Below are 22,247 nucleotides of genomic sequence, written 5' to 3' on the forward strand. Positions count from 1 at the left end.
AGAAAGGGTGAAAAGTCCAAAAGTGAATACATAACGCTTCCTTTACCTAGTTCGTTCGGTTGGGAAAGGCCGAGAGTCGAAAATCGAATACATAACGTTCCGCTGACTAAATCGGCCGGCCAGGAATGACCATACGCAGAAAGTTAAATAATTTTTGCTTCGTCTATCAACTATAACTGTGCGAAAATCACAAACGAGTTATTAAGTCACAGTTTGACACCATTCACCCCAGCGCGATAAAATTATCAAACGCTTTTTTAGCGTTTTGCCCAATCTCGTTTTGCTTCGTAGCTTATCGACTACTAACTTCTGCTAATTGCCAATTCCCTCAATTAATGATTTCTTTTAATAGTTAACAATTGTATTATATCATTTTTACCCGTGCATTCAAATTTAAAAAGTAATGGTCTTAGAGTGCAAATTCGCTCTAATTATGGTATTGTAGTAGAGTATAAAAGACGAAAGGAGCAAGTCTATGGTGAATGAGCAACCGACGACTGTCCAACGATTATTGAAGGTGTTTGCGGTTAATCCCCAACGGAAATTTGGTAGTTATGCTGCTGAGTTGTCCTTTTATATCATTTGGGCCGTAGTACCATTATTATTAGCAATAGCCAATGTGATTGCTGTATTGCCGTTTTCTTCAGATCAAATTGTATCAGTCATTAATGATTCGATGCCTGCTGAAGTGAGTGACGTAATTGTGCCAATATTAGAAAGCTATATTGCGAGTACCAGTGTTAAAGCATTATCTCTGGGGTTAATTATTTCACTTTGGCCAGCCTCAAATGTCTTTAATGCCGTTCAACGTATTTTAAATACGATTTTTAAAGCTGAACCACGTAAGAATGCTCTTATATCAAGAGGGTTTGCTTATGTATTTACTTTAGCTTTAGTTGTTTTAATTTTTTCACTAACATTGGTCTTTGTATTTGGTGAAACCATATTAAATTATCTCACCAGTACCTTTGGCATTGAGATTCCCTTTGTAGGCGCCATTTTACAAAATAGTGGCTTGATTGGGCTATTGAGTTTGTTTATTTTAATGTTTTCGATTTATCAGTTTATGCCAAATGTTAATTGGTCACCAAAATACGCGAGTGTGGGTGCGATTGTAGCTTTGATTGGTTTTGGCTTGATTTCACAATTATTTACCGTTTATTTATCATTTAATAAAAATATCGACAGTAACAGTGCGATTGGAATTTTTATTGTGGTTATCATCTGGTTGTATTATAATATGATGGTTATCTCTTTAGGAGCCTATGCAGCAGTTATCTATCATGATTATTGTGAACGTGATTACTTAGAAATGGTAGCAGAGACAACTGAAGTGGAGAAATTTAAAGTACGAAGTCCACAGTTTAAAACTTATCAAGCGGCAAAAACAGTGGCTCCACTTAAAATTACCAAACGAACGATTCAGGAAGAAGGATAGGATTTATGGCGAAAACAAGACGATTAGTCGCTTATCACGACAGTCGGGTAGATTATGGATTGATTTTAACCGTCTTAATCTTAGCTATTATTGGGATTGTCAGTGTTTATGCGACAACCGTAATGATTGATGGCGAAAATTTAAGAGCGACGTTAATGCATGCTTTATGGTATGCGGTAGGTGCAATTACCGTCATTCTGGCAATGCAATTTGATAGTGAACAATATTGGAAACTCTCAACTTATTTATATGGTTTTGGATTACTGTTACTAGTCTTGGTCTTAATTTTTTATGACCGTGAGACAGCAGCAGAAACGGGGGCCCATTCATGGTTTAGAATCGGGAGCTTCTCATTCCAACCTTCAGAGGTATTTAAACCGGCTTATATTGTTTTTCAAGCACGGGTAATTACTGAACATAATAATAAATTTACCAATCGGACAGTTAAATCAGACTTTATTTTAATAGGGAAAGTATTATTATTTGCCTTACCGGCTTTAGTTTTAATTCAATTACAAAATGACTTGGGAACAAACTTGGTAGTGTTATCTATTACCGCAGGAATGTTATTATTATCCGGAATCGCATGGAAAATTATTATTCCCGTCTTTTTATTTGTGACCATAACAGGTGGCGGCTTAATTTATATGGCGATGTACCATGAAGATATTTTATTCAAAATCGGTTTTATGCCTTATCAATTATCCCGTATTCATTCATGGTTAGATCCCTTCGGCGACACCCAGGGCGATGCGTTCCAATTATCTCGAAGCTTATTGGCGATTGGTTCTGGTGGTCTAGTAGGTAAAGGAATTGGTGTTTCAGAAGTGAATGTGCCGGTTCGTGAATCTGACTTTATCTTTACAACCATAGCTGAAAACTTTGGTTTTATGGGAGCAGCATTCTTATTATTCATTTATTTTGTCTTAATTTATCAAATGGTTCAAACTTGTTTTGAGACGAAAAATGAATTTTATACCTATATTGCGGGTGGCGTTATTTCGATGATTTTATTTCATATTTTAGAAAACATCGGTATGACGATTGGTTTATTACCGATTACCGGGGTGCCATTACCCTTTATATCTCAAGGGGGATCGGCCTTATTAAGTAATTTAATCGGTGTCGGATTAATTATGTCGATGAAATACCATCATCGCAGTTATATGTTTGCTAATGACAATCAATTTGAGTTTTAATTGAACATTAAGATGCCTTTGCTAGCAATAGCGGGGCTTCTTTTTAAGGAAAATGGAGGAATTAATAATGAAAAAAATGACAGAACAATTATGGGTTTTACAAGAAGCCAATCATTATATTATCGGAATGACCCCTTGTTTACAAGAGGAAGCCGGTGATGTCTCTTATGTTAATATTGCGAATATTGGAGAAATTGAAGCCGATGATACTTTATTAAACTTAGAAGCTTCGAAAGCGGCGATTGAAGTTCCGAGTCCTTTATCAGGTAAAATTGTCAAAATCAATGAGGCTGCTATCGATAATCCCGCTTTATTAAATAGCGAAGATGCGAATGATAATTGGATTGCTGTATTAACGGATGTTGATGCTAGCGAATTTGATGCCTTATAAAAGAGTGTGCCATGTTAATTATTGAAAAAGCGATGTTGCATATACTAGATAAAGATTCCGGTAACCTTTATCTATCCGATAACTTAATGAATTTAGAGGACGGTTATGTACAAGACTACATTAACCGTCTTATTGTTAAAATTCAAAAGTCAGATTATAAGTTTGAAACGTTAGCGAGTGATTCTATTATTTATCCGATGGTCACTGGAGAGCGTTCTTTTGAAGAAGTGACCCGTGATTTAGCCAATAAAATCTATAACATTATCGCACCAGCAGAAAATATTCCGGCTGCTGATTATTTGTTTTTTGAAGGTCGTGATGAATTAGAAGAGCATTATTTTGGTATCTTGCGTTTAGATTATCAGTCTTCATTTACTCATTTTCTTGAAGTAGAAGAAGGGATTAGTAATCAATTAATTCAAAACCATGCCATTTTACCAAGTCCAACGGCTAAACCATCCGAAGCTTTTATCTTAAATCGAGCTACCATGGTGTATCAATTAGTGGAAAAACGTTATGAGATTGAAGGTACGAAGCAACTTTATTTCTCTGAGGAAGTATTAGGTATCATGCCACCAGAACCCACTCCCACTCATATCAAGCAAATTAGACGTACTGTTAACTCGGTTGCCAAGCGTTATGACGAACCGGCTTATGAAGTAATGGCTACAGCACAAAAGGTGATTTATGATCAATTAGATGAATCTAATGAAATTGATAGTGAAGCCGTAATTGAAAAAGTCTTTGAACATAATACTGGGGCTTTAGCTGCCGCTAAGGAAGAAATTGCTGAGAAAGAAGTACCGGAAAAAATTGTCGTGACCAATGTACCAAAATATGAGAAGAAGTATAGTAAGCAAAAGTTTAAACTTGCCAATGGAATTGAACTATTCATTCCTATTGAATTGTATGATAATCCAGATATCGTCGAGTTCATTAATCAGCCGGATGGTTCCATTTCGGTTGTCATTAAAAATGTAGAGTCGATGATGAGCCGATTTAATGGTTAGTCAAGAGAGTAAAGCACAAGAAGCCAACACAACTCAATAATAAATTTAAGTCCTGGGTAGAATCAATCTATCCAGGATTTTTTTGGGAGTGGGAAAGAAGTAGAAAATTAAATAAATTTCGCTTCGTCTGCCCATTTCTTTGTCTGGATTTAGGGGGCATTATAAATATTCTGCAATTATTTTAAGGCTTTTGCTCCACTGTTTTCCAAAATGGCATTTTAAATTAGATTACATAAAAAAGTAAGCAGACCTACCAAAAATAGTATTTTAAAACAGCTCCTTAAATAAATACGAGTAAAGTGACCCCAAAAGACTAGATTTTCTTGTCTAACTTTTTGAGGTCACTACAAAATAGTATTAATCTAAAGAGGTCTTACTTAGCCATTGTAAAGCATCATCCAAAGGTGTCTTTGAATCGACATCAGGCACGATAGGAGTATCTTTATAATCGGTACCTTCATTACTTTTTAAATAGCCTGTCGCTAATAGAAGGTCCGTGTCGTTACTAAGGGCATACCCACTTAAAACGGAGGTATATCCGGCTGATGTTTTACCGAATAGTTTACTGTCAATCGTTGTAGCATCTTTAATCGCAATTGCCAGTAATTCTGCCGCACTGGAGGTATATTCATTAATTAAGACCGCAACGGGAACATTTAATTGACTGAGTCGTTTTATGGCATAAGTATTCTCATAGTTATTTGCTACAGATAGGGTCGTATTGTCAATTTTTATACCACCGATTTTTTCATCTTTATTATTGTAAAATGATAAGAGATTACCGTCAGGAAAAAGGAAATTAGTCGTTGCAAATAAGATGGCATGAGAACCACCCGTATTATTTCTTAAATCTAAAACAATACCTTTTATATTTTGACGATTTTCTTCAATAGGATTCAGAACCGTTTCAGTGTATTTATTAAATTCCGTAGTAATATCAGTGCCATTGTTACTCACAGTGAAGAAATTATATGTTTCCGGCAAACTGATGTGAAGGATGCCATCTTCCAACGTTTCAACAGAAGGATATTTAAATAAATCGGGTTGATCTTTGTCAATATGAGAGGTTTTTTTAACAATAAAGGAATGCTTACCACCGACAATTCTTAACGCTTTAGTTAGTTCCAGCATCATCGAAGCAAAACTATTAAATTCTAAAGGCGATTGTTGATACTCGTCATAATAGTCAATCCATGGCTGTTCATTATGGTATAAACCTTCCTCATTAAATATCGCAAGTGTTTGATTATAAAATTCCGTTGGGGTGATTTCCGAAGAAGTTTCCGCCTCAATTATGATAGGATATAATAATCTGAAAGAGATTAATACGACCATTATGAGATTAATTATTTTCTGTAATATAGGTTGGTAAATGCCCCATTTGAACTCTTTATGATTCACTCATAACACCTCCGAAGTTATCGATACCAGGTTCGACTCTAAAAGACAGATTATTTAGTCTACTATCCTCAAGGTAAATAGAAGTCACTGCAATCTCTATTGTCAAAAAAGTGATGGTACTATTTTTTCATTTGATAGTACATTCTCTTAAAAATTTTAACATAAATGGCAAATGCGTAAAGTATGTTTTAATCATATCGATGCTAATGGTAGAAAGCCAGTTCGATAAAAAGGGTAAAGCAAGTTGACCGTATACAATCGAAATTTTAATCAACTGATAGAAATAATAGATATAAAATTCGTCTAGCTACTTGTTTGCGATTGGCGTGGAGCGAGTATTATCTATTTTGAAAATGGGAAGATTAAATTTATCGACGAGATGAGCAGAAAAGGCCATGGCTTTTTCATTGAATCAATCTGATGTCTTTATCAAAAAATAAATTAATTTTCTACTGTGTTTATGGTTTTAAGATTCAATCATAAGGCGTATAATAGAGTAAGAAGAATAAGGAGGCATGGGAAGATGACTTATTATGTAAAAGCAAAGGGCATCGTGTTAGATCAAGAAGTAGTAGAAAATGCGTATTTAGAAATAAATGCGGGCAAGTTTGGTGAGGTCGTCAAAGAGGTACCAGCGGGTGCTGAAGTGGTGGATTATTCGAACTCTATCATTTCGGCAGGCTTAGTGGATACGCATATTCATGGCTACAAATCGCATGATGTAATGGACAATGATTTTGAAGGGATTAAAGTCATGTCAAATGGATTATTAGAGTGTGGCGTTACCTCTTGGTTACCGACTACTTTAACGTCATCAATAGAGTTGTTAAATGCGGTTTGTCAAACGATTGGCGAACATTATCAAGAAGTAGAAGGGGCCAAAATTAGAGGGATTTTCTTAGAGGGGCCGTTCTTTACTGAAAAATATAAAGGCGCTCAAAATCCTAAATATATGTCTGATCCGTCGATTCCTGTTTTAGATAAATGGCATCAATTATCCAATCAATTAGTCAATAAAATTGCGATTGCGCCGGAACGTCAAGGGGTAAAAGAGTTTATTGAATTTGCGAAGTCAAAAGATATTCATGTGGCGTTAGCCCATAGTGATGCGACTTATGAAGAAGCGATGGATGCTGTCGATAATGGCGCGAATATTTTTATCCATACTTATAATGGGATGAGCGGACTCCATCACCGTAATCCTGGCATGGTAGGTGCGGCTTTAAGTTCTGACGGCACCTTTGCTGAATTAATTTGTGATGGTCATCATGTCCATCCGGGTGCTGCTAAAGTAGTCGTAAAAGCGAAAGGACCTGAAGAAACAGTCTTAATTACTGACTGTATGCGCGCCGGGGGTATGGGGGACGGTGAATCGAAATTAGGTGAGTTTGACGTCATTGTTAAAGAGGGGGCAGCCCGTCTTAAAGAAGGTGGTAATTTAGCTGGCTCTATCTTAGAGTTAAAACAAGGTGTTAAAAATGTTTATGATTGGGGCTTAGTGGATGTCGCTGATGCTCTAAGAATGGCTTCATTATCACCGGCAAAATCAGTGGGCATCGATGATGTTTGTGGACGTATCGCACCTGGATTGGATGCGGACTTCATTGTGGTGTCGCCTGAATTAACATTAGAAGCAACTTATTTAGATGGTGAAAAACGTTATCAGGCTTAAGAAACGTTGTCTTTTTATTAAAAATTAGTTTTTAATAGGATGAAAGCTTGAATTCAAAGTCTTTTAGTGGCATAATAGGAAACAGAAATCGACAAGTAACAAAGACATGGATGATTAGTGTGTGTTTTAGCGAGAGGCGGGTTGGTGCAACGCCTTAGATCCACTAATGATTTACCCCTTTGTAAGATGCTACTGCGAATAGAGTAACGGTAGACGTTTAAGCGCGTTAAGCTGATAGAGCATCAGTTGACTGATGAAAATTGGGTGGAACCACGTCTTGAAGTCGTCCCATTGTGTATTGTAAAAATATGCAATGGGGCGTTTTTTATTTGTTGAAAAAATAATATTTTGGGGGAAATATAAAATGGCGATGATTACCTTAACTTTTCCAGATGGAAATACAAGAGAATATGAACAAGGTGTAACAACGCGTGAAGTCGCAGAGTCAATTAGTAAATCTTTAGCAAAAGCATCTTTAGCGGGAAAATTAAATGGTGAGTTAATTGATTTTGAAAGACCGATTATGGAAGATGGTTCCATTGAGATTATTACGAACAAGAGTGAAGAAGCATTAGAAATTTTACGTCACTCAACGGCCCATTTAATGGCGCATGCGATGACTCGTTTATTCCCAGGGGTTCATTTTGGGGTAGGGCCAGCGATTGAATCAGGTTTCTACTATGATACAGATAAGGAAGAACAGATTACGGAAGATGATCTACCAGCAATTGAAAAAGAAATGAAAAAAATCATTTCACAAAACTATCCGATTGTTCGTCGTGAAGTATCACGTGAAGAAGCGCTTGAAATCTTTAAAAATGATCCATATAAAGTAGAGTTAATTAATGATTTACCAGCAGATGAAGTGATTACCGTTTATACTCAAGAAGATTTCACCGACTTATGTCGTGGGGTGCATGTGCCTTCAACTGGTAAAATTAAAGTCTTTAAATTGTTATCATTAGCGGGTGCTTATTGGCGTGGTAACTCAAACAATAAGATGATGCAACGTGTATACGGGACGGCTTTCTTTAATCAAGCTGATTTAGATGAGTTTATGAGATTACGTGCCGAAGCGCGTGAACGTGACCACCGTAAATTAGGTAAAGAGTTAGGCTTATTTATGATTAGTCAAGAAGTTGGTTCTGGTTTACCATTCTGGTTACCAAAGGGCGCAACTATTCGTCGTATCATTGAGCGTTATATTATGGATAAAGAAGTTGCTTTAGGTTATGATCACGTGTATACTCCAATCATGGCTAAAGTGGATTTATATAAGACTTCAGGTCACTGGGATCATTATCAAGATGATATGTTCCCACCAATGGATATGGGTGACGGTGAAATGTTAGTGCTTCGTCCGATGAACTGTCCGCACCATATGATGATTTATAAAGATGATATTCATTCCTATCGTGAATTGCCGATTCGTATTGCAGAATTAGGTATGATGCACCGTTATGAAAAATCTGGGGCTTTATCTGGTTTACAACGTGTACGTGAGATGACCTTGAATGATGCGCATATTTTCGTGCGTCCTGATCAAATTAAAGAAGAATTTACACGTGTCATTAATCTAGTTGAGGAAGTTTATCAAGACTTCAATATTACAGATTATCGTTTCCGTTTATCTTATCGTGATCCTGAAAATAAAGAGAAATATTTTGATGATGATGAGATGTGGGAAAAAGCTCAAAGTATGTTGAAAGAAGCGATGGATGACTTAGGCTATGATTATTTTGAGGCGGTTGGTGAAGCAGCTTTCTATGGTCCTAAATTAGATATTCAATTCAAGACGGCTATCGGTATTGAAGAAACGATGTCAACCATCCAATTAGACTTCTTATTACCAGAGCGTTTTGATTTAACTTATGTAGGTGAGGATGGTCAAAATACTCATCGTCCAGTGGTAATTCACCGTGGGGTAGTGTCAACGATGGAACGTTTTGTCGCTTACTTAATTGAAGAGTATAAAGGGGCCTTCCCTACTTGGTTAGCGCCGGTTCAAGCGGTGTTATTACCGGTTAACTTAGATGCGCATGGTGATCGTGTTGAAGAGATTTATGAAGCATTACGTAATCAAGGTTTCCGTGTGGAAATGGACTTACGTAATGAAAAATTAGGTTATAAGATTCGTGAAGCGCAAACGTCTAAGGTGCCTTATCAAATTGTCATTGGTGATCAAGAGGTTAGTGATGGTACGGTTAATGTGCGTCCTTATGGCTCTCAAAAATCTGAAACGCTATCGTTTGAAGACTTTGTGGCTCGTTTGACAAAGGAAGTCGAAAACAAAAGTCGTAAAGCAGAATAAGATTAGATAAATAGATAAATGCAAGTGGACTTTGATCCATAATTAAAGAGTAATATAAATTGGTTTATTGTCATGAAAGAGCGATGACAAATGCAATTTTGACTATGATTCATTATTAAAAAGTAACGGCAACATCCTTCTGTCCTTTGGACATCCGGATTAAAAATTCTGAGGCACTCTAAGAGCTAAAGCTCAAGAGTGCTCATGCGAAATTTTTGCTTAACGTTACTAATAATGACTCATAGTCTTTTTTGCATTCACAATTAAAAAAATAAAATGGGGAGTTAATCTGAGACACGCTAAAAGTTAAATAATTAAGATATTGTTAGTTTATTGTGATTTAAAAGCAATGGCACCAGCTTCCTGTTCACTTCGTGGAACATCCAGCCTTCAATTCTTGAGGTTTTCTAATTCACTAAAGTGAAAAGAAAACTCATGCAGAATTGATGCTTAACATTGTTAATCACAATAAACTAACTTTTTCTTGCGAATTTTTTTTAGTGTTACTCATAATAACGCATAGTCTTTATTTGTATTATAATTAAAAAATAAAATGGGAGGGTTTAAGCAGAAAACTTTTTAGGAAAGTTTTTCAGAGTCACTTTCCTACGGAAAGTGTAAAATTGGGAGGGGTTATTTAATGGAGGCGGATCTGATTAGTTAATTAGTGAGTAAGAAAATTGAATGGAAACCCCAACTTCACAATCATAGTTTTTTCAATAGAACGGAATGTATTTTCAAGCAGTTTGGTTAAAGTAGATGAAAGCATTACATTTGGAGTTTATTCACAATCTGATAGTTATATTGTGTTTGAAACAAGAATTGTCATTTTCATAATGTCTCATTTTGAGACACGAAATGGGCCTATTTTGACAGATATTTTCATTTTCATAAAATTTCGAGAAAAACACCGCAAAAATTTAATAAATCTTAATAATGTGTCTCATTTTAAAACATAGTTTGTGAATGAAAATGAAGTCGGTGAAAATCGGAGAAAAATTTGAAGTGAGTAAGAAGTGGAAGAGGGAATTCACAAAGTGAAGTAAATGATTAAGATTTATTTTTTATATTTTTTTCTGAAGTGCGGTTCTTTTTATCGAAATATTGACTTTCATCTATTAAAAAATGGAGTTTAGTTAAATTTTCATATTGTAAAGTATCTAAAAACCAACCTTTGACAACCCTTTCAATCTATAAGATAATTGAATTAATTATTAGCAGTTATGATTTTATTTTATGAGGAGGGTATTATGAGTTATCACTATACAATTAGTATTGATGTGGGGACGACGAACTTGAAGCTGGCTCGTTTTGATCATCAGTTGCAATTTGAGGAGGAATGGGCCTATCGTTATCAAGAGATTCGTTCGGATGGTTTGCATTATGAATTAAGTTGGTCTGAGATGCGGTTAGCAATTTTAAGGGGCTTACGTGAATTGAAGCCAGAATCTAACTATCGCATTGTGTTAACAACAGCGATGCATTCCATTTTATTGAGGGATGATGAGTATCATGATTTGACAGGGATTGTGACATGGGCGGATAAGCGGGGCCATCAAGAGTTATCTTTAATCGATGATGCGTTCAAAGATGACTTGTATTTAACAACCGGTACGCCGATTCATAGTATGAATCCATTTTACAAATTGTATTATCATTTACGTCAGCCTGTTTGGCATTCGGTAGCTAAAATCTATTCGATTAAAGATTTAATTTTTGAATTTTTGACGGGTGAATGGTGGATAGATGTTTCAAACGCCAGTAGTTCAGGGCTTTATGATAGTCAGTGTGGCCAATGGAGTGAATTAGTGCTAGATAAATTACAGTTAAACTTAGCTCAGTTACCGTTAGTCAAGGAATGTAATGCTGCGGCACCTTTATTAGCAGAATTTGACTTAGGTCAAGCAGAGGTGGTGATTGGAACGTCTGATGGCGTGTCATCAAGTTTTGTCTATCGTAGTTTTAATGACTATGCGGTTCTATCTTTTGGGACGAGTCATGCCGTTCGTGTCATAGCGAATGAGATGAGAGTGGATCTTGATTCCATGAACTTTAGTTATATCATTGATCAGCAACACTATTTAATCGGCTATCCTAGCAATAATGCAGGCAATGTTTTAGAGTGGATTTGTTCGGTGTATCAAACGAATTTTAAAGAGTTGGAGGCCATTATTAAGACTAAAACACCTAGTAATTTAGTCTTTTTACCGTTTTTAAATGGGGAAAGAGCGCCCTTGTGGGACGAACAGGCAGTCGCAAAATTCATTGGTTTAGAGCGCCATCATCACCGTGAAGACTTATTAATGGCAATGGTTTGTGGGGTGTTCTATAACGTGCGTCATAATGTCGAAAATTTAAGAGCCTTACATCCTTTTAAAGGTATCGCTTTTACTGGTGGTTTGACTTATTCTAAAGTATTAGTTCAATTATTAGCAGATATTGTGGGATTACCAATTTTAGTACCAAAAGACAATGCAGCGGAACGCTTAGGAACGATTATGTTGGTGGATGATTTAACGATTCCGATTGCTTATGAAGAGATAGCACCCGATTTAAATCGTCATCAAGTATTCAATCTAAATTTCCAACATTATTTAGCTGAATTGCCATAAAATTAAGCGCCTGATTCTAAATAGAACCGGGCGCTTAATTATTAAAGTAACGGCGTTAATATGCAGATGAGAAATTTCAATTCTACTATTAGAAATAATCTTACTAATTGACCGTTCATTTCAATTTATTAGAATGAGCATCCTAATTGATAATTATTTTTAATTTTTAAAAATACCTGGTAATAATCACAACAATTCTAGGTATTGCCATCAAATAGCACCACCCGTGCCAATGTGAGCACCACCCGTACTACTATGAGTACCAGGCGTGTCAATTTTTGCTCCACTTGTCCCAAGAATTGCGGCATCTCACTTGATAGTACTTAAAGCCCTAATTCAGCAAAATTTTTCAAAAATAGTGACGGTAGCTCATTATGGATTGACGGTGATTCCGATCATTCTGCTTCGTCAAATTGAATTTCTAAGTGAGGTGAGAAGAGGTCGTAGTCATCTTCAAAGGTTTCTGTTACAAAAATACATTGTGGTTGGAATCGCTCCTCTATTTTGCTAATACGTTGCTTTAAATCTTCGTAACAGACGTGTTCAATATGATTACGTTGTTCCGGGATGGTGATAATTTGCGGATGCTGTTGGGAGGGCATTTTTTCCAATTTTAAGCAAATAAAAGGCGTTTTTTGGCCGTACTCATAGCGGAGCAATAAGCCAAAACGTTTGACTGGCAAGAGTCCTAATTCATTGAGTTGAACTTCAATTGCTACCAATTTAGTAAAATAATCCTCACTTAATATATGACCATCAAATGGCTCGACCCAATAATGAGCCTCATCTAATACATAGTGTAAGGCGTGTTGTTGATGGATTTCTTGTGAGTGTTCAATTTCCTCTTGGATATAATGGATATAGTCTAATTGTTTTTGTGCTTTGGCAATCTTAGTTTCTACCAATGCTTTAGCATAATCAATTAAGTCTTTTAAGGCAATGGTTTCTCCTTTTTCATCGAGGTATCGTTTTAATTCTTTGAGAGGTACGTCATTTTCGGTGATAATTTAATAATTTGAACTAAGGTGACTTGAGCTAAACTATAATAGTGATAGTTATTATCCGGATTGACATATACCGGTTTTAGGATACCGATGGATTGATAATAACGCAAAGCTTTAACATGGGTTTGTGATATTTTACCTAATTGACTAATCGTTAATAAATACTGTTTCATTTGATACTCCTTTCTTTCAGTTGTTGATAATAACTATAGTATACTGTCATTTTTGCCTAAATGTCTAAATAATTTATTAAGATGTCGACTTTTATTTGAGTTTTAATAATCAAACCGATATAATAATATCGTTACTAATCGTATTTTAAAGACTAACTATATGAAGTCAAGTAGAAAACAAAAGAATTTTATGAAAGATAGCAAAAGACAATCTAATAAAAATGAGCATGGCAAATAAGCCTTGAAAAAAGGCAATTTTAAAAATGAAGTTATGTTTGAGGAACAAACTGAGTGTTTGTTTTAAGTAATTTAAATATAACTCTGATTAGCTTTTTAGCAACGTGTGTAAGAGCAACGTAGTGGTGTTTACCTTCCTTTCTCTTTCCCTGATAATAATCTTTAAAGCAAGGATCTCTCATAGCTATTAACCTAGAAGCATTGAGGATAGCCCATCTAAGATAAGGAGAGCCACGTTTAACCATAGAAACACCCGTAGCGATAAATTTTCCAGACTGATGAGTGGTTGGATCAAGGCCAGCAAAAGCTTGTAACTGAGCAGGAGTATCAAATCGATTGATATCAACAATCTCAGCTAAAATAATAGAACCAAGATTGTAAGAAATACCAGGGATAGATAGAATAGGAGAGTTTAATTCAATCATAATATCTTCTATCTTAGCATCTAGTTCATCCATTTTAGAAGAATAGAAATTAATCATATCAATCGTTTGAACAAGCTCAAAACTACTTGCATCAGAACTAGTTCCAATAGAATTGCTCGCAACATTTCTAATTTCTAACGCCTTGTCCTTAGAATATCTACCTTTAGAATTATCTTTAAGGAGATTAGTAAGCCTAGTAAGATGAGCATTTGCGATTAATTCCTTTGAAGGGAACTCATAAAGAAGAGCCATAGTAGATTTTTGATTAATCGAGTAAACGCAATCCTCAAGCTCTGGAAACACAATCTCAATGATTCTAGCAAGCGAGATTTTGAGCCTAGCTAATTGATCTTTAAGTCTAGAACGATATCTAGTCAGTGACTTAAGCTCCGTAACATGGTAAGATAAATCCAAGTGGGGTTTAGCATCACTGGAAGAAAGCATAAGAGCAATTAACTTAGCATCAATTTTATCAGTTTTAGTCTTTCTAAGCGTATGAGCTTTTCTGAAAAGATTAATTTGCAAAGGATTGAAAACTACTGGGGAGTAGCCATTATCAATCAAAAAATTGATTAAGTTTAAGCTGTAATGACCAGTAGCTTCAAGCCCCACTTTTACATTTTCAGAAGATGTTGGCATAAAAGATAAAAGAAGATTAAAGCCTTCCCTATCATTGGAAAAGGTAAAGACATCTCTAATCACATTCCCATCAGAATCACAAATAAAACAATCATGCTTATCCTTAGCAACATCGATACCAATAAGCAACATAAAAACACATCCTTTAAAATAAATTGGCTGTGGTTATCCACAAAAACTATGTATCGTATCCTTGCACGAGATAAAACGTCTAGCGTTATCTAACTCATAAACAAATAAACATAGAAATGTGGTTGGAGCCTTAATAAAATAGTCTAAGCTATAGGAGTAAGAACCAATCCACAAGCCTATGATTATCATATAGTAAAAAAAAAGAACACTATTTACTATGTGTTCATTATACAAGGAGTTAGCCATGAAGAAATTTTGGATTCTGCTCACAGCCGTTTTATTGTTGGTCGCTTGTAGTCAAGAATCGTATTTACCGTTCATCTATTTCGACTCTGCATTCGATACGAAAACACGATTCGAGAAAAAATATCAAACCAATGTGCAATCGATAGAAGGAACTTCCTTTGATTATCTTGAATTCGAGAGCACACAGCGAATTGGTCAAGCAATTGATGGCAGTGTCAATTTTATCAGTTTACCTAATATTACGGCAGCTGAACCTGAACAATTAACATTGGATTTTCGTTTGATGGATTTTGATAGTACGCTATTAAATGAAGACTGGTATTTATTTGAATCATTTGATATAGCGGGAGTTTATATGAAAGTTATGGATGTGCAATTATATCATGTCATTTTAATTAAGGATGCAAGTTTACTTGATAATCCAGCTTTTCATGAATTGTTTAAGATTGAGTATGAGTAATCATTAACCAATCCTCATGGAAATTCATAAATATTTCACAATTTATTACTCCCTTTTTTCGGAGTTTTGTGATAAGGTAAATGAGAGATAAATTGGATGGGGGAGAAAAATTTGAAAAAAGTAGTCATTTCAGGGGTTGTTTCACTAATTACTTTAGGTCTAGGTTATCTAGGTGGAGTAGGCTATTATGCCGAAAAATTCACCCCTAACACAAGTTATGGCTCGGTCAACATTGGTAATTTAACATTAGCGGAAGCTGAAAAACAAATCAATGAGGCCATTAATAAGGAAACAATTACATTAACTGAAAAGGGTAAAGAATTAGGTAAAATTACGCTAGGTGATTTAGGAGTAGAAGTTGCACCTGATGAAATTTTAAAAGCAACCTATGAATCACAAGATCCAAGTCAATGGGTAGTAAATCTATTTGACGGCACTGAAGTTAAAAATGTTTTAGGACATAATGTAACGGTTGATTCGGAACAAGTCAAAGGTGCATTGGATAAATTAAATATTACGAATGATGATCGAGAAAAAGCTGTCGACGCAGGGATTGATTATTCGGATGATAAAGGCTATTTCGTTGAACCTGGACAAAAGGGGACTGAGATAGATTATGATAAATTATCAGCAGCGATTGTTGATTCTTTAGAGCAAGATACTGGCAAGATTGAATTAGAATCGGTTTATGCAGACCCTAATATCGGTGAAGATAGCGAACAAGTAACTAAAACTATGGACTATATTAATCGGATTCTAGATACGAAGATTACCCTACAGGTGGCTGGTGATGATATTACGATACCTCGTGAAGAGTTACAAAAGTGGATTCATTTCGATGCCAACAATGATTTATATGTTGATGAGGAAATGGTTTATGCTTACGTTAATGCCTTAAATGATAAGTATTCAACAGAAGGTAAGGACCGTCAATTTGAAAGTACTTTGCAAGGAACAGTAACAGTGCCAGCAGGTATTTTAGGGTGGTCAATCGATGTGGATACAGAAGTACAACAAATCATTGCTGATATTCATAATGGGCAAGACGTCACTCGTAAAATGGCCTTTTATGGAGTAGGGAATCGTTTAGGTGAAAAAGATGACATTGGTAATACTTATGTTGAGATCGACTTAACGAACCAAATGATGTATTATTATGTAGATGGCGAAGTTCTGGTTGCCACTAATATTGTATCTGGTAAATATGGTACCGAGACAATTCCTGGCGCTAATGCGGTGATTGAAATGTTATATGACACCAATTTAGTTGGTTATAATCCGACTTTAAAAGTTGATTATAAAGTGCCGGTAGATTATTGGATTCGTTTTGACTATCAAGCGCAAGGAATTCATGATGCTAGTTGGCAATGGTCATTTGGAGGCGATACCTACGTGAATAATGGTTCTCTCGGCTGTATTAATACACCATTGGATCAAGTCGCGATTATCTATGCAAATATTACGTATGGTACACCGGTACTAGTATTCCATTAAAATAAATCAATACGACTAAGTGAAACCTTTTAGGGTGAAGCTTAGTCTTTTTTGTTAGGCTATTCTCTAAATCAAAGCACCTATCGTAATCTAAAAATGAGCGTAAAAGGTAAATGCTATGTAATAAAACTGCCAACGAAAGTTTATCTTGTCTTGTACGGTTTTATCAATCAAATATCCGTGTGAATAACTATTAGTATATTTAATAAAACTTTACAATATTTTACAATTTATAAATGGAAATCGATTGAAACAGCCTTTAATTAGTGATATGTTTATACTATCAAAATGGTCATGGAGGGAGATTTATGTTAGAAGTTAAACATCTTAGAAAGACATTTGGCGATTTAGTTGCTGTCGATGATGTTTCATTTACGATTGAACCTGGCACTATCATGGGAATCATCGGGCAAAATGGATCAGGTAAAACGACCATCTTTCGGATGATTTTAGATTTTTTAACCCCTGAAGGCAATGGAGAAGTGTTGTGGAATGGCGTCACACTAACCGATAAAGTATACAATACGGTTGGTTATTTACCAGAAGAACGTGGATTATATGAAAAGATGACCATTGAACAACAAATCGTCTATTTTGCTGAATTAAGAGGAATGAAAAAAGCAGATATTATTGACAAAATCGATGAATGGATGGTGCGGTTCAATGTCAAAGGGAAAAGAACTGATAAAATAAAATCACTATCCAAAGGGAATCAACAAAAAGTGCAATTAATTGCGACCTTAATTCACGAACCTAAATTGGTTATTTTAGACGAACCATTTAGTGGGTTAGACCCTGTCAATGCTGACTTCTTGAAAAAAGGGATTGTTGCCTTAAAAGATAAAGGTAGCTGTGTTATTTTCTCCAGCCATAATATGAATAATGTTGAAGAGATTTGTGATAAATTGGTCATGATTCATAATGGAAAACAAGTTTTATATGGTGGGATTGAAGAAGTACGTCAATCATTTGGACGCACTAAACTATTAATTGAAACCCCAGATTGGACGGAGGAACAATTAGCCACTCTTGAAGGTGTGAATGCTGTTAAACATCATTATACTGATCAATATTTATTAGAAATAGCGGATGAAACTTATGGAAAAGCGATTTTTGATCAAGTCACAAAAGGCAATTATGTACCAGTATTTTATCAACAAGCACCAACATTAGAAGAGATTTTCAAAATGAAAGCAGGTGAAAGTCATGAATAAAATGGGCATTGTGATTCGTGAAGTGTATCGTAAAAACGTATTTTCTTGGGCTTTTGTGTCAATGGTATTAGGTCCTATCTTGATGATTGGCGTTATTGGATTAATCGGATTTTTTATCGGTTCAAGTAAAGAGTCCGAAAGTGTTGGTAATATTGGGATTGTGGGTGCGACTCAAGAGATTCAAACCGTCTTAAATCAATCGGACTTAGGTAATGAATACACTTATTATGAAGCACAAAAAGAAGCAGAAACAGCTTTGGATGAGGGTGCTATTAACGGTTTTATTACCTTTGATTCTGTGGAAGCACCTATTAGTGGTAAATATTACCGCGAAAAAGTAGGTAAAGACATTGATGTGAATCAAATTCAATTAGTATTACAAGCCTATCAAACGCAGACCAGTATTGAAAATTTAGGGATTGATCCAGCGAAAATAGCTGAAATTGAAGCTCAACAAGTCAGCTTTGAAACAGTTAATTTAAATTTCTCCGAGTCAGGTGAAATACAAGCTGATACCGCGGATCAAGATTTAAAAAGCGTCAGAACCGGTCTAGCTTATGCTGTATGTTTTGTAGTTTATATGTTCATCATGATTTATATCGGAATTATTTCTCAAGAAATAGCAACTGAAAAAGGCTCACGTATCATGGAAATCGTCTTGTCTAGTATTTCAGCAACACAACATTTCTTTGGTAAGATGATTGGGATTGGCTTAGTTATCTTAACTCAATTAGCAATCTATGTCGTGTTATTCTTTGTTGGAAGATTTGTCTTTAACCAAATGAATTTTGACTTATCATTTTTAAGCTTACCGTTTTCACTTTCTGATATGCTTTCTAAAGCGATGAATGACTTATTACTCGGTGGACTGTTTGCTTTAATTGGTATCTTAACTTATTCATCATTAGCTGGTTTCTTAGGCTCTTTAGTATCGAAAGTTGAAGATGTCAACAAAGTTTCAGCACCCTTAATCTTATTAGGATTTGTTGGCTTTTATATCGGTATGTATGCCTTAGCTTCAACGAATAATGCCATCGTTAAAATTGGTTCATTAGTACCGTTCTTTACACCGTTTGTCATGCCATTTAGAGTAGCGGCCGAAACGGTTACCAGTACCGAAATCCTCTTATCGATTGTCATTACGATTGTCTTTATGGTGATTTGTTTATGGGTATCGGCAATGTTCTATAAGAGTAATGTCTTGGTAACGAGTGATAAAGGTTTATTCGCGACCTTAAAACGTTCTTATCAATTGTTAAAATCAGAACGCGAACACAATTAATGTATAAAGAATTCATTATCCTTACTGACTGTTAATATTAACAGCCGTAGGGATATTTTTTTGTTATTTGGCTAGCGCTACAGAACCTTAACGAAGTAGCTATAAAAGTTACAATAAGATTACCCAATTTGTTGCACGTAACTTTCCCCAGTTACAAAAACAATTGAGGTAATCTTTTTTGATATAATTATTCCATTAGGAGGAATGATTAAACGTTAGTTTATTAGTCTTTATTAGTAACGTTCAGCAAAATAATATGTTAGTGGATTGTTATTAGCAATGTTAAGCATAAATTCTGCATGAGTTTTCTTTTCACTTTAGTGAATTAGAAAACCTCAAGAATTTAAGTCTGTATGTTCCACGAAGTGAACAGAAAGACGGTGCCATTGCTCTTTAATAACAATCCACTAACGAAGGATTAAAATCAAATATTACTCTTCAATGATAATCAACTAACAAACATAAAAAATTTATCTAATATTTCGAATAAAAAATAAATATAAACAAACTATTGACAGAACATTCAAATGGGTATAATATTGTTTTTGTTGCTAGTTAGTAATAATAAATAGCATCAAGGAGGCTATGTGTAATGGATATTTCAGTCAAAAAGAATTCTACAATTCATGCAAATATTGTCTTTAGACAAGCAGCACGAACAGTTGAATTGAATACAGGCGATGCGATTCGTGAAGCAGGCCTGACTCAGACGCAGTTTGGAATACTAGATGTTTTATATGTCCTAGGGGATATGACGATTAATCGAATTAAAGAAAAGACTTTAGCAACTTCTGGTAATATGACCGTTGTTCTTAAAAATATGGAACGTGATGGTTATATTACGCGCAAAGTTTGTCCGAATGATAAACGCAGTTTTGAATTTTCAATTACGGAATTAGGGCGTCAGAAATTTGAAGAAGTTTTACCTAAACATCGTCAAATTATAGATGAAGTATTTAGTATTTATACTGAAGCTGAAAGACAAGAGTTAATTAGACTCTTGAAGAAATTTAAACAATTCAATTAGAAGAAGGAGATTTTTTTATTATGAAAAAAGTATTATTTGTAGTAGGTTCATTACGTGAAGGTTCATTTAACAAACAATTAGCAGTTATGGCTGAAAAAGCATTAGCAGGAAAAGCAGAAGTATCTTATTTAGACTTCACAAAATTACCTTTAATGAATCAAGACGTCGAAAATCCAGTTTTACCGGAAGTTCAAGCAATTAGAGACGAAGCAGCAGCAGCCGATGCTATTTGGTTCTTCTCACCAGTATATAACTTCTCTATTCCTGGAACTATCAAGAACTTAATCGACTGGTTATCTCGTTCATTAGATCCAGCTAATCCAGCTGGTGAATCAGCTATTCACAATAAATTCACAACCGTTTCTGCAGCAGGTGCAGGTGGCTTTGAGAATATGTTTGAAAACTACAAATTCTTATTACCATTCGTTCGTACACAAGTGATTGATGAGTTTACTGAAGTTAAAATCAATGACTCTGCATGGGTTGACGGACAATTAGTATTAACGGATGAAGCACAAGCACAATTTGATGCTCAAGTAGCAGCGGTTATTGAAGCAATTAACGCATAATCATTATAAAAATCACTCCCTCGATTAAATAATAACTGGTAGATAGCTAAATAAAAATGCTTTTACCCAGCGTTTTAAAATATTAAGTGGCATAATGATGTGCCATTACACAAGGTATGATAACATGATTAATTGCCGATACCATTATACGAATTGGAATTAAGTGAAGAGCAGATAAGATTCTTTTAAACATGCTTATCCGCTAAAATAAAGACCTGATAGTAAGTAGTTTGCTTGCCATCAGGTCTTTTGTTATCGATAACTTATCACTATCTTCATAAAACTTTCATTCATTGATAGCTGATTTTTCAATTTAATCTGATAAAATAATAACTATCAATGGAGAGATTCAATTAAAATGATTAAAACTTAATCATAAAAGATGTCAATTTTAAAAATAATGTGTAAAATAGAGACAGAGTGAAATGAGGAGGCTTATCATGGCTAAACCAACTAGGCGAGAATATCAAAACCAAAAAGGGCGTAAAAGACGAGGTGGCGGCTTTCGTACATTTTTGGGTGTCATGCTAATCTTATTTGCGATTGCGTTATTAGCAATGGATCCGATTAAGAATTATATGATTAAACGAGGGCAAACTCAAAATGCGATTGGTAATATTACCGCAGAACAAATTCAAAAAAATAAATTAGCGGATGTATCATTTGATTGGGATAATATTCAAGCGTTAAATGCTTATGACGTCATTCTGCAAAATGTCAATCCGGATGACTTACCAACAATTGGAGCGATTGCGATTCCATCTGTTAAAATGAATTTACCTATCTATAAAGGAACCTCAGAAGCGGGTATGTATTTAGGAGCAGGGACATTATTTGAAGACCAAGAAATGGGCGTTTCAAATTATCCGCTGGCTAGTCATCATTCGATTCATGAAGGCTTATTATTCCAACCTTTAATGAATGTTGAGTATGGTGCGACGGTTTATTTAACTGACTTAGAAAATATTTATGAATATCAAATTGATAATATCCAAAGGGTAGACCCGACTGCTTTGGAAGTATTAAATCCAACGGAAACACCGATTATCACTTTAATTACATGTGATTATGATCTGGTGGAACGGGTCATTGTACAAGCGACAATGACTAGATCTGTCCCCATTAATGAAGCAACCGAAGATATGTTAGCGGCCTTTGAATTAGATTTAACGGTACCAGAATAATTATCTTTTTATAATAAAGTAGGCGTGTTTGCAAATAATTGTGGCTCTTTGTCAAATGGTGTGGGTCACGGAATTTTTAGATTGGTTGGGCAAAAAGTCTCAAAAATAACCGAGAAACATTTCAAAA

Annotated in this window: 18 protein-coding genes; 14 read left to right on the forward strand and 4 right to left on the reverse strand. The window is 35.2% G+C overall.

The features are described 5' to 3' along the window. Positions 1–475: 475 nt before the first annotated feature. The 4 genes from CYJ72_RS10400 (at position 476) to CYJ72_RS10415 (ending at position 4,038) form a co-directional block, all read left to right on the forward strand. Complete coding sequence (locus CYJ72_RS10400; protein ID WP_101813646.1) at positions 476–1,438, forward strand: YihY/virulence factor BrkB family protein; 963 nt, start codon at positions 476–478, stop codon at positions 1,436–1,438. A gap of 5 nt (positions 1,439–1,443) precedes the next feature. Continuing rightward, complete coding sequence (locus CYJ72_RS10405; RefSeq protein WP_101813647.1) at positions 1,444–2,637, forward strand: FtsW/RodA/SpoVE family cell cycle protein; 1,194 nt, start codon at positions 1,444–1,446, stop codon at positions 2,635–2,637. Positions 2,638–2,704: 67 nt separating this feature from the next. After that, entirely contained in the window at positions 2,705–3,028 is a 324-nt protein-coding gene (locus CYJ72_RS10410) for a glycine cleavage system H family protein (RefSeq protein ID WP_066124793.1), read from the forward strand. Between the two features lie 11 nt (positions 3,029–3,039). Continuing rightward, positions 3,040–4,038, forward strand: coding sequence for a nucleoid-associated protein (locus tag CYJ72_RS10415; protein WP_066124792.1), 999 nt, complete (start codon positions 3,040–3,042; stop codon positions 4,036–4,038). A 357-nt stretch (positions 4,039–4,395) separates the two neighbouring features. Here the strand turns inward: CYJ72_RS10415 and CYJ72_RS10420 are convergent, their stop codons facing one another. After that, positions 4,396–5,439, reverse strand: a complete 1,044-nt coding sequence (locus CYJ72_RS10420; RefSeq protein WP_284629774.1) for a S41 family peptidase — start codon at positions 5,437–5,439, stop codon at positions 4,396–4,398. 523 nt (positions 5,440–5,962) lie between these two features. On the opposite strand from CYJ72_RS10420, the gene nagA reads away from it, so the two are divergent. The 3 genes from nagA to CYJ72_RS10435 all read left to right on the forward strand — a co-directional run bounded on the left by nagA (position 5,963) and on the right by CYJ72_RS10435 (position 12,034). After that, a complete protein-coding gene (nagA, locus tag CYJ72_RS10425; protein WP_284629775.1) occupies positions 5,963–7,111 on the forward strand; it encodes an N-acetylglucosamine-6-phosphate deacetylase in 1,149 nt (382 codons plus the stop codon). 370 nt (positions 7,112–7,481) lie between these two features. After that, a complete protein-coding gene (gene thrS, locus CYJ72_RS10430) occupies positions 7,482–9,422 on the forward strand; it encodes a threonine--tRNA ligase (protein WP_101813653.1) in 1,941 nt (646 codons plus the stop codon). Between the two features lie 1,250 nt (positions 9,423–10,672). Then, positions 10,673–12,034: an FGGY-family carbohydrate kinase gene (locus CYJ72_RS10435; RefSeq protein WP_284629776.1), complete on the forward strand. Its 1,362-nt coding sequence runs from the start codon at positions 10,673–10,675 to the stop codon at positions 12,032–12,034. A 395-nt stretch (positions 12,035–12,429) separates the two neighbouring features. Here the strand turns inward: CYJ72_RS10435 and CYJ72_RS10440 are convergent, their stop codons facing one another. The 3 genes from CYJ72_RS10440 to CYJ72_RS10450 all read right to left on the reverse strand — a co-directional run bounded on the left by CYJ72_RS10440 (position 12,430) and on the right by CYJ72_RS10450 (position 14,644). Further along, the gene (locus tag CYJ72_RS10440) at positions 12,430–12,939 is read right to left on the reverse strand and encodes a hypothetical protein (protein WP_284629777.1); all 510 of its coding nucleotides are present in this window, start codon (positions 12,937–12,939) and stop codon (positions 12,430–12,432) included. A gap of 65 nt (positions 12,940–13,004) precedes the next feature. Then, a complete protein-coding gene (locus CYJ72_RS10445) occupies positions 13,005–13,211 on the reverse strand; it encodes a MerR family DNA-binding transcriptional regulator (protein ID WP_101813501.1) in 207 nt (68 codons plus the stop codon). A 269-nt stretch (positions 13,212–13,480) separates the two neighbouring features. After that, positions 13,481–14,644, reverse strand: coding sequence for an IS110 family RNA-guided transposase (locus tag CYJ72_RS10450; RefSeq protein ID WP_071407955.1), 1,164 nt, complete (start codon positions 14,642–14,644; stop codon positions 13,481–13,483). A gap of 244 nt (positions 14,645–14,888) precedes the next feature. On the opposite strand from CYJ72_RS10450, the gene CYJ72_RS10455 reads away from it, so the two are divergent. From CYJ72_RS10455 to CYJ72_RS10485, 7 genes are all read left to right on the forward strand, one after another. Next, complete coding sequence (locus CYJ72_RS10455; protein ID WP_284629778.1) at positions 14,889–15,350, forward strand: hypothetical protein; 462 nt, start codon at positions 14,889–14,891, stop codon at positions 15,348–15,350. A 111-nt stretch (positions 15,351–15,461) separates the two neighbouring features. Further along, on the forward strand, positions 15,462–16,844 hold the full coding sequence (locus tag CYJ72_RS10460) for a L,D-transpeptidase family protein (protein WP_284629779.1): 1,383 nt from the start codon (positions 15,462–15,464) through the stop codon (positions 16,842–16,844). A 308-nt stretch (positions 16,845–17,152) separates the two neighbouring features. Further along, complete coding sequence (locus tag CYJ72_RS10465) at positions 17,153–18,058, forward strand: ABC transporter ATP-binding protein (RefSeq protein WP_101813504.1); 906 nt, start codon at positions 17,153–17,155, stop codon at positions 18,056–18,058. Then, positions 18,051–19,340, forward strand: a complete 1,290-nt coding sequence (locus CYJ72_RS10470; protein WP_284629780.1) for an ABC transporter permease — start codon at positions 18,051–18,053, stop codon at positions 19,338–19,340. The genes CYJ72_RS10465 and CYJ72_RS10470 overlap by 8 nt, the downstream gene beginning before the upstream one ends. 592 nt (positions 19,341–19,932) lie before the next feature. Continuing rightward, positions 19,933–20,367, forward strand: coding sequence for a MarR family winged helix-turn-helix transcriptional regulator (locus tag CYJ72_RS10475; RefSeq protein ID WP_284629781.1), 435 nt, complete (start codon positions 19,933–19,935; stop codon positions 20,365–20,367). A gap of 20 nt (positions 20,368–20,387) precedes the next feature. Further along, positions 20,388–20,936, forward strand: coding sequence for an NADPH-dependent FMN reductase (locus tag CYJ72_RS10480; protein WP_284629782.1), 549 nt, complete (start codon positions 20,388–20,390; stop codon positions 20,934–20,936). A 440-nt stretch (positions 20,937–21,376) separates the two neighbouring features. Beyond that, entirely contained in the window at positions 21,377–22,120 is a 744-nt protein-coding gene (locus CYJ72_RS10485; protein WP_284629783.1) for a class A sortase, read from the forward strand. The last annotated feature ends 127 nt before the right edge of the window (positions 22,121–22,247 follow it).

It is taken from the genome of Globicatella sanguinis (assembly GCF_002847845.2).
GTDB lineage: Bacteria > Bacillota > Bacilli > Lactobacillales > Aerococcaceae > Globicatella > Globicatella sanguinis.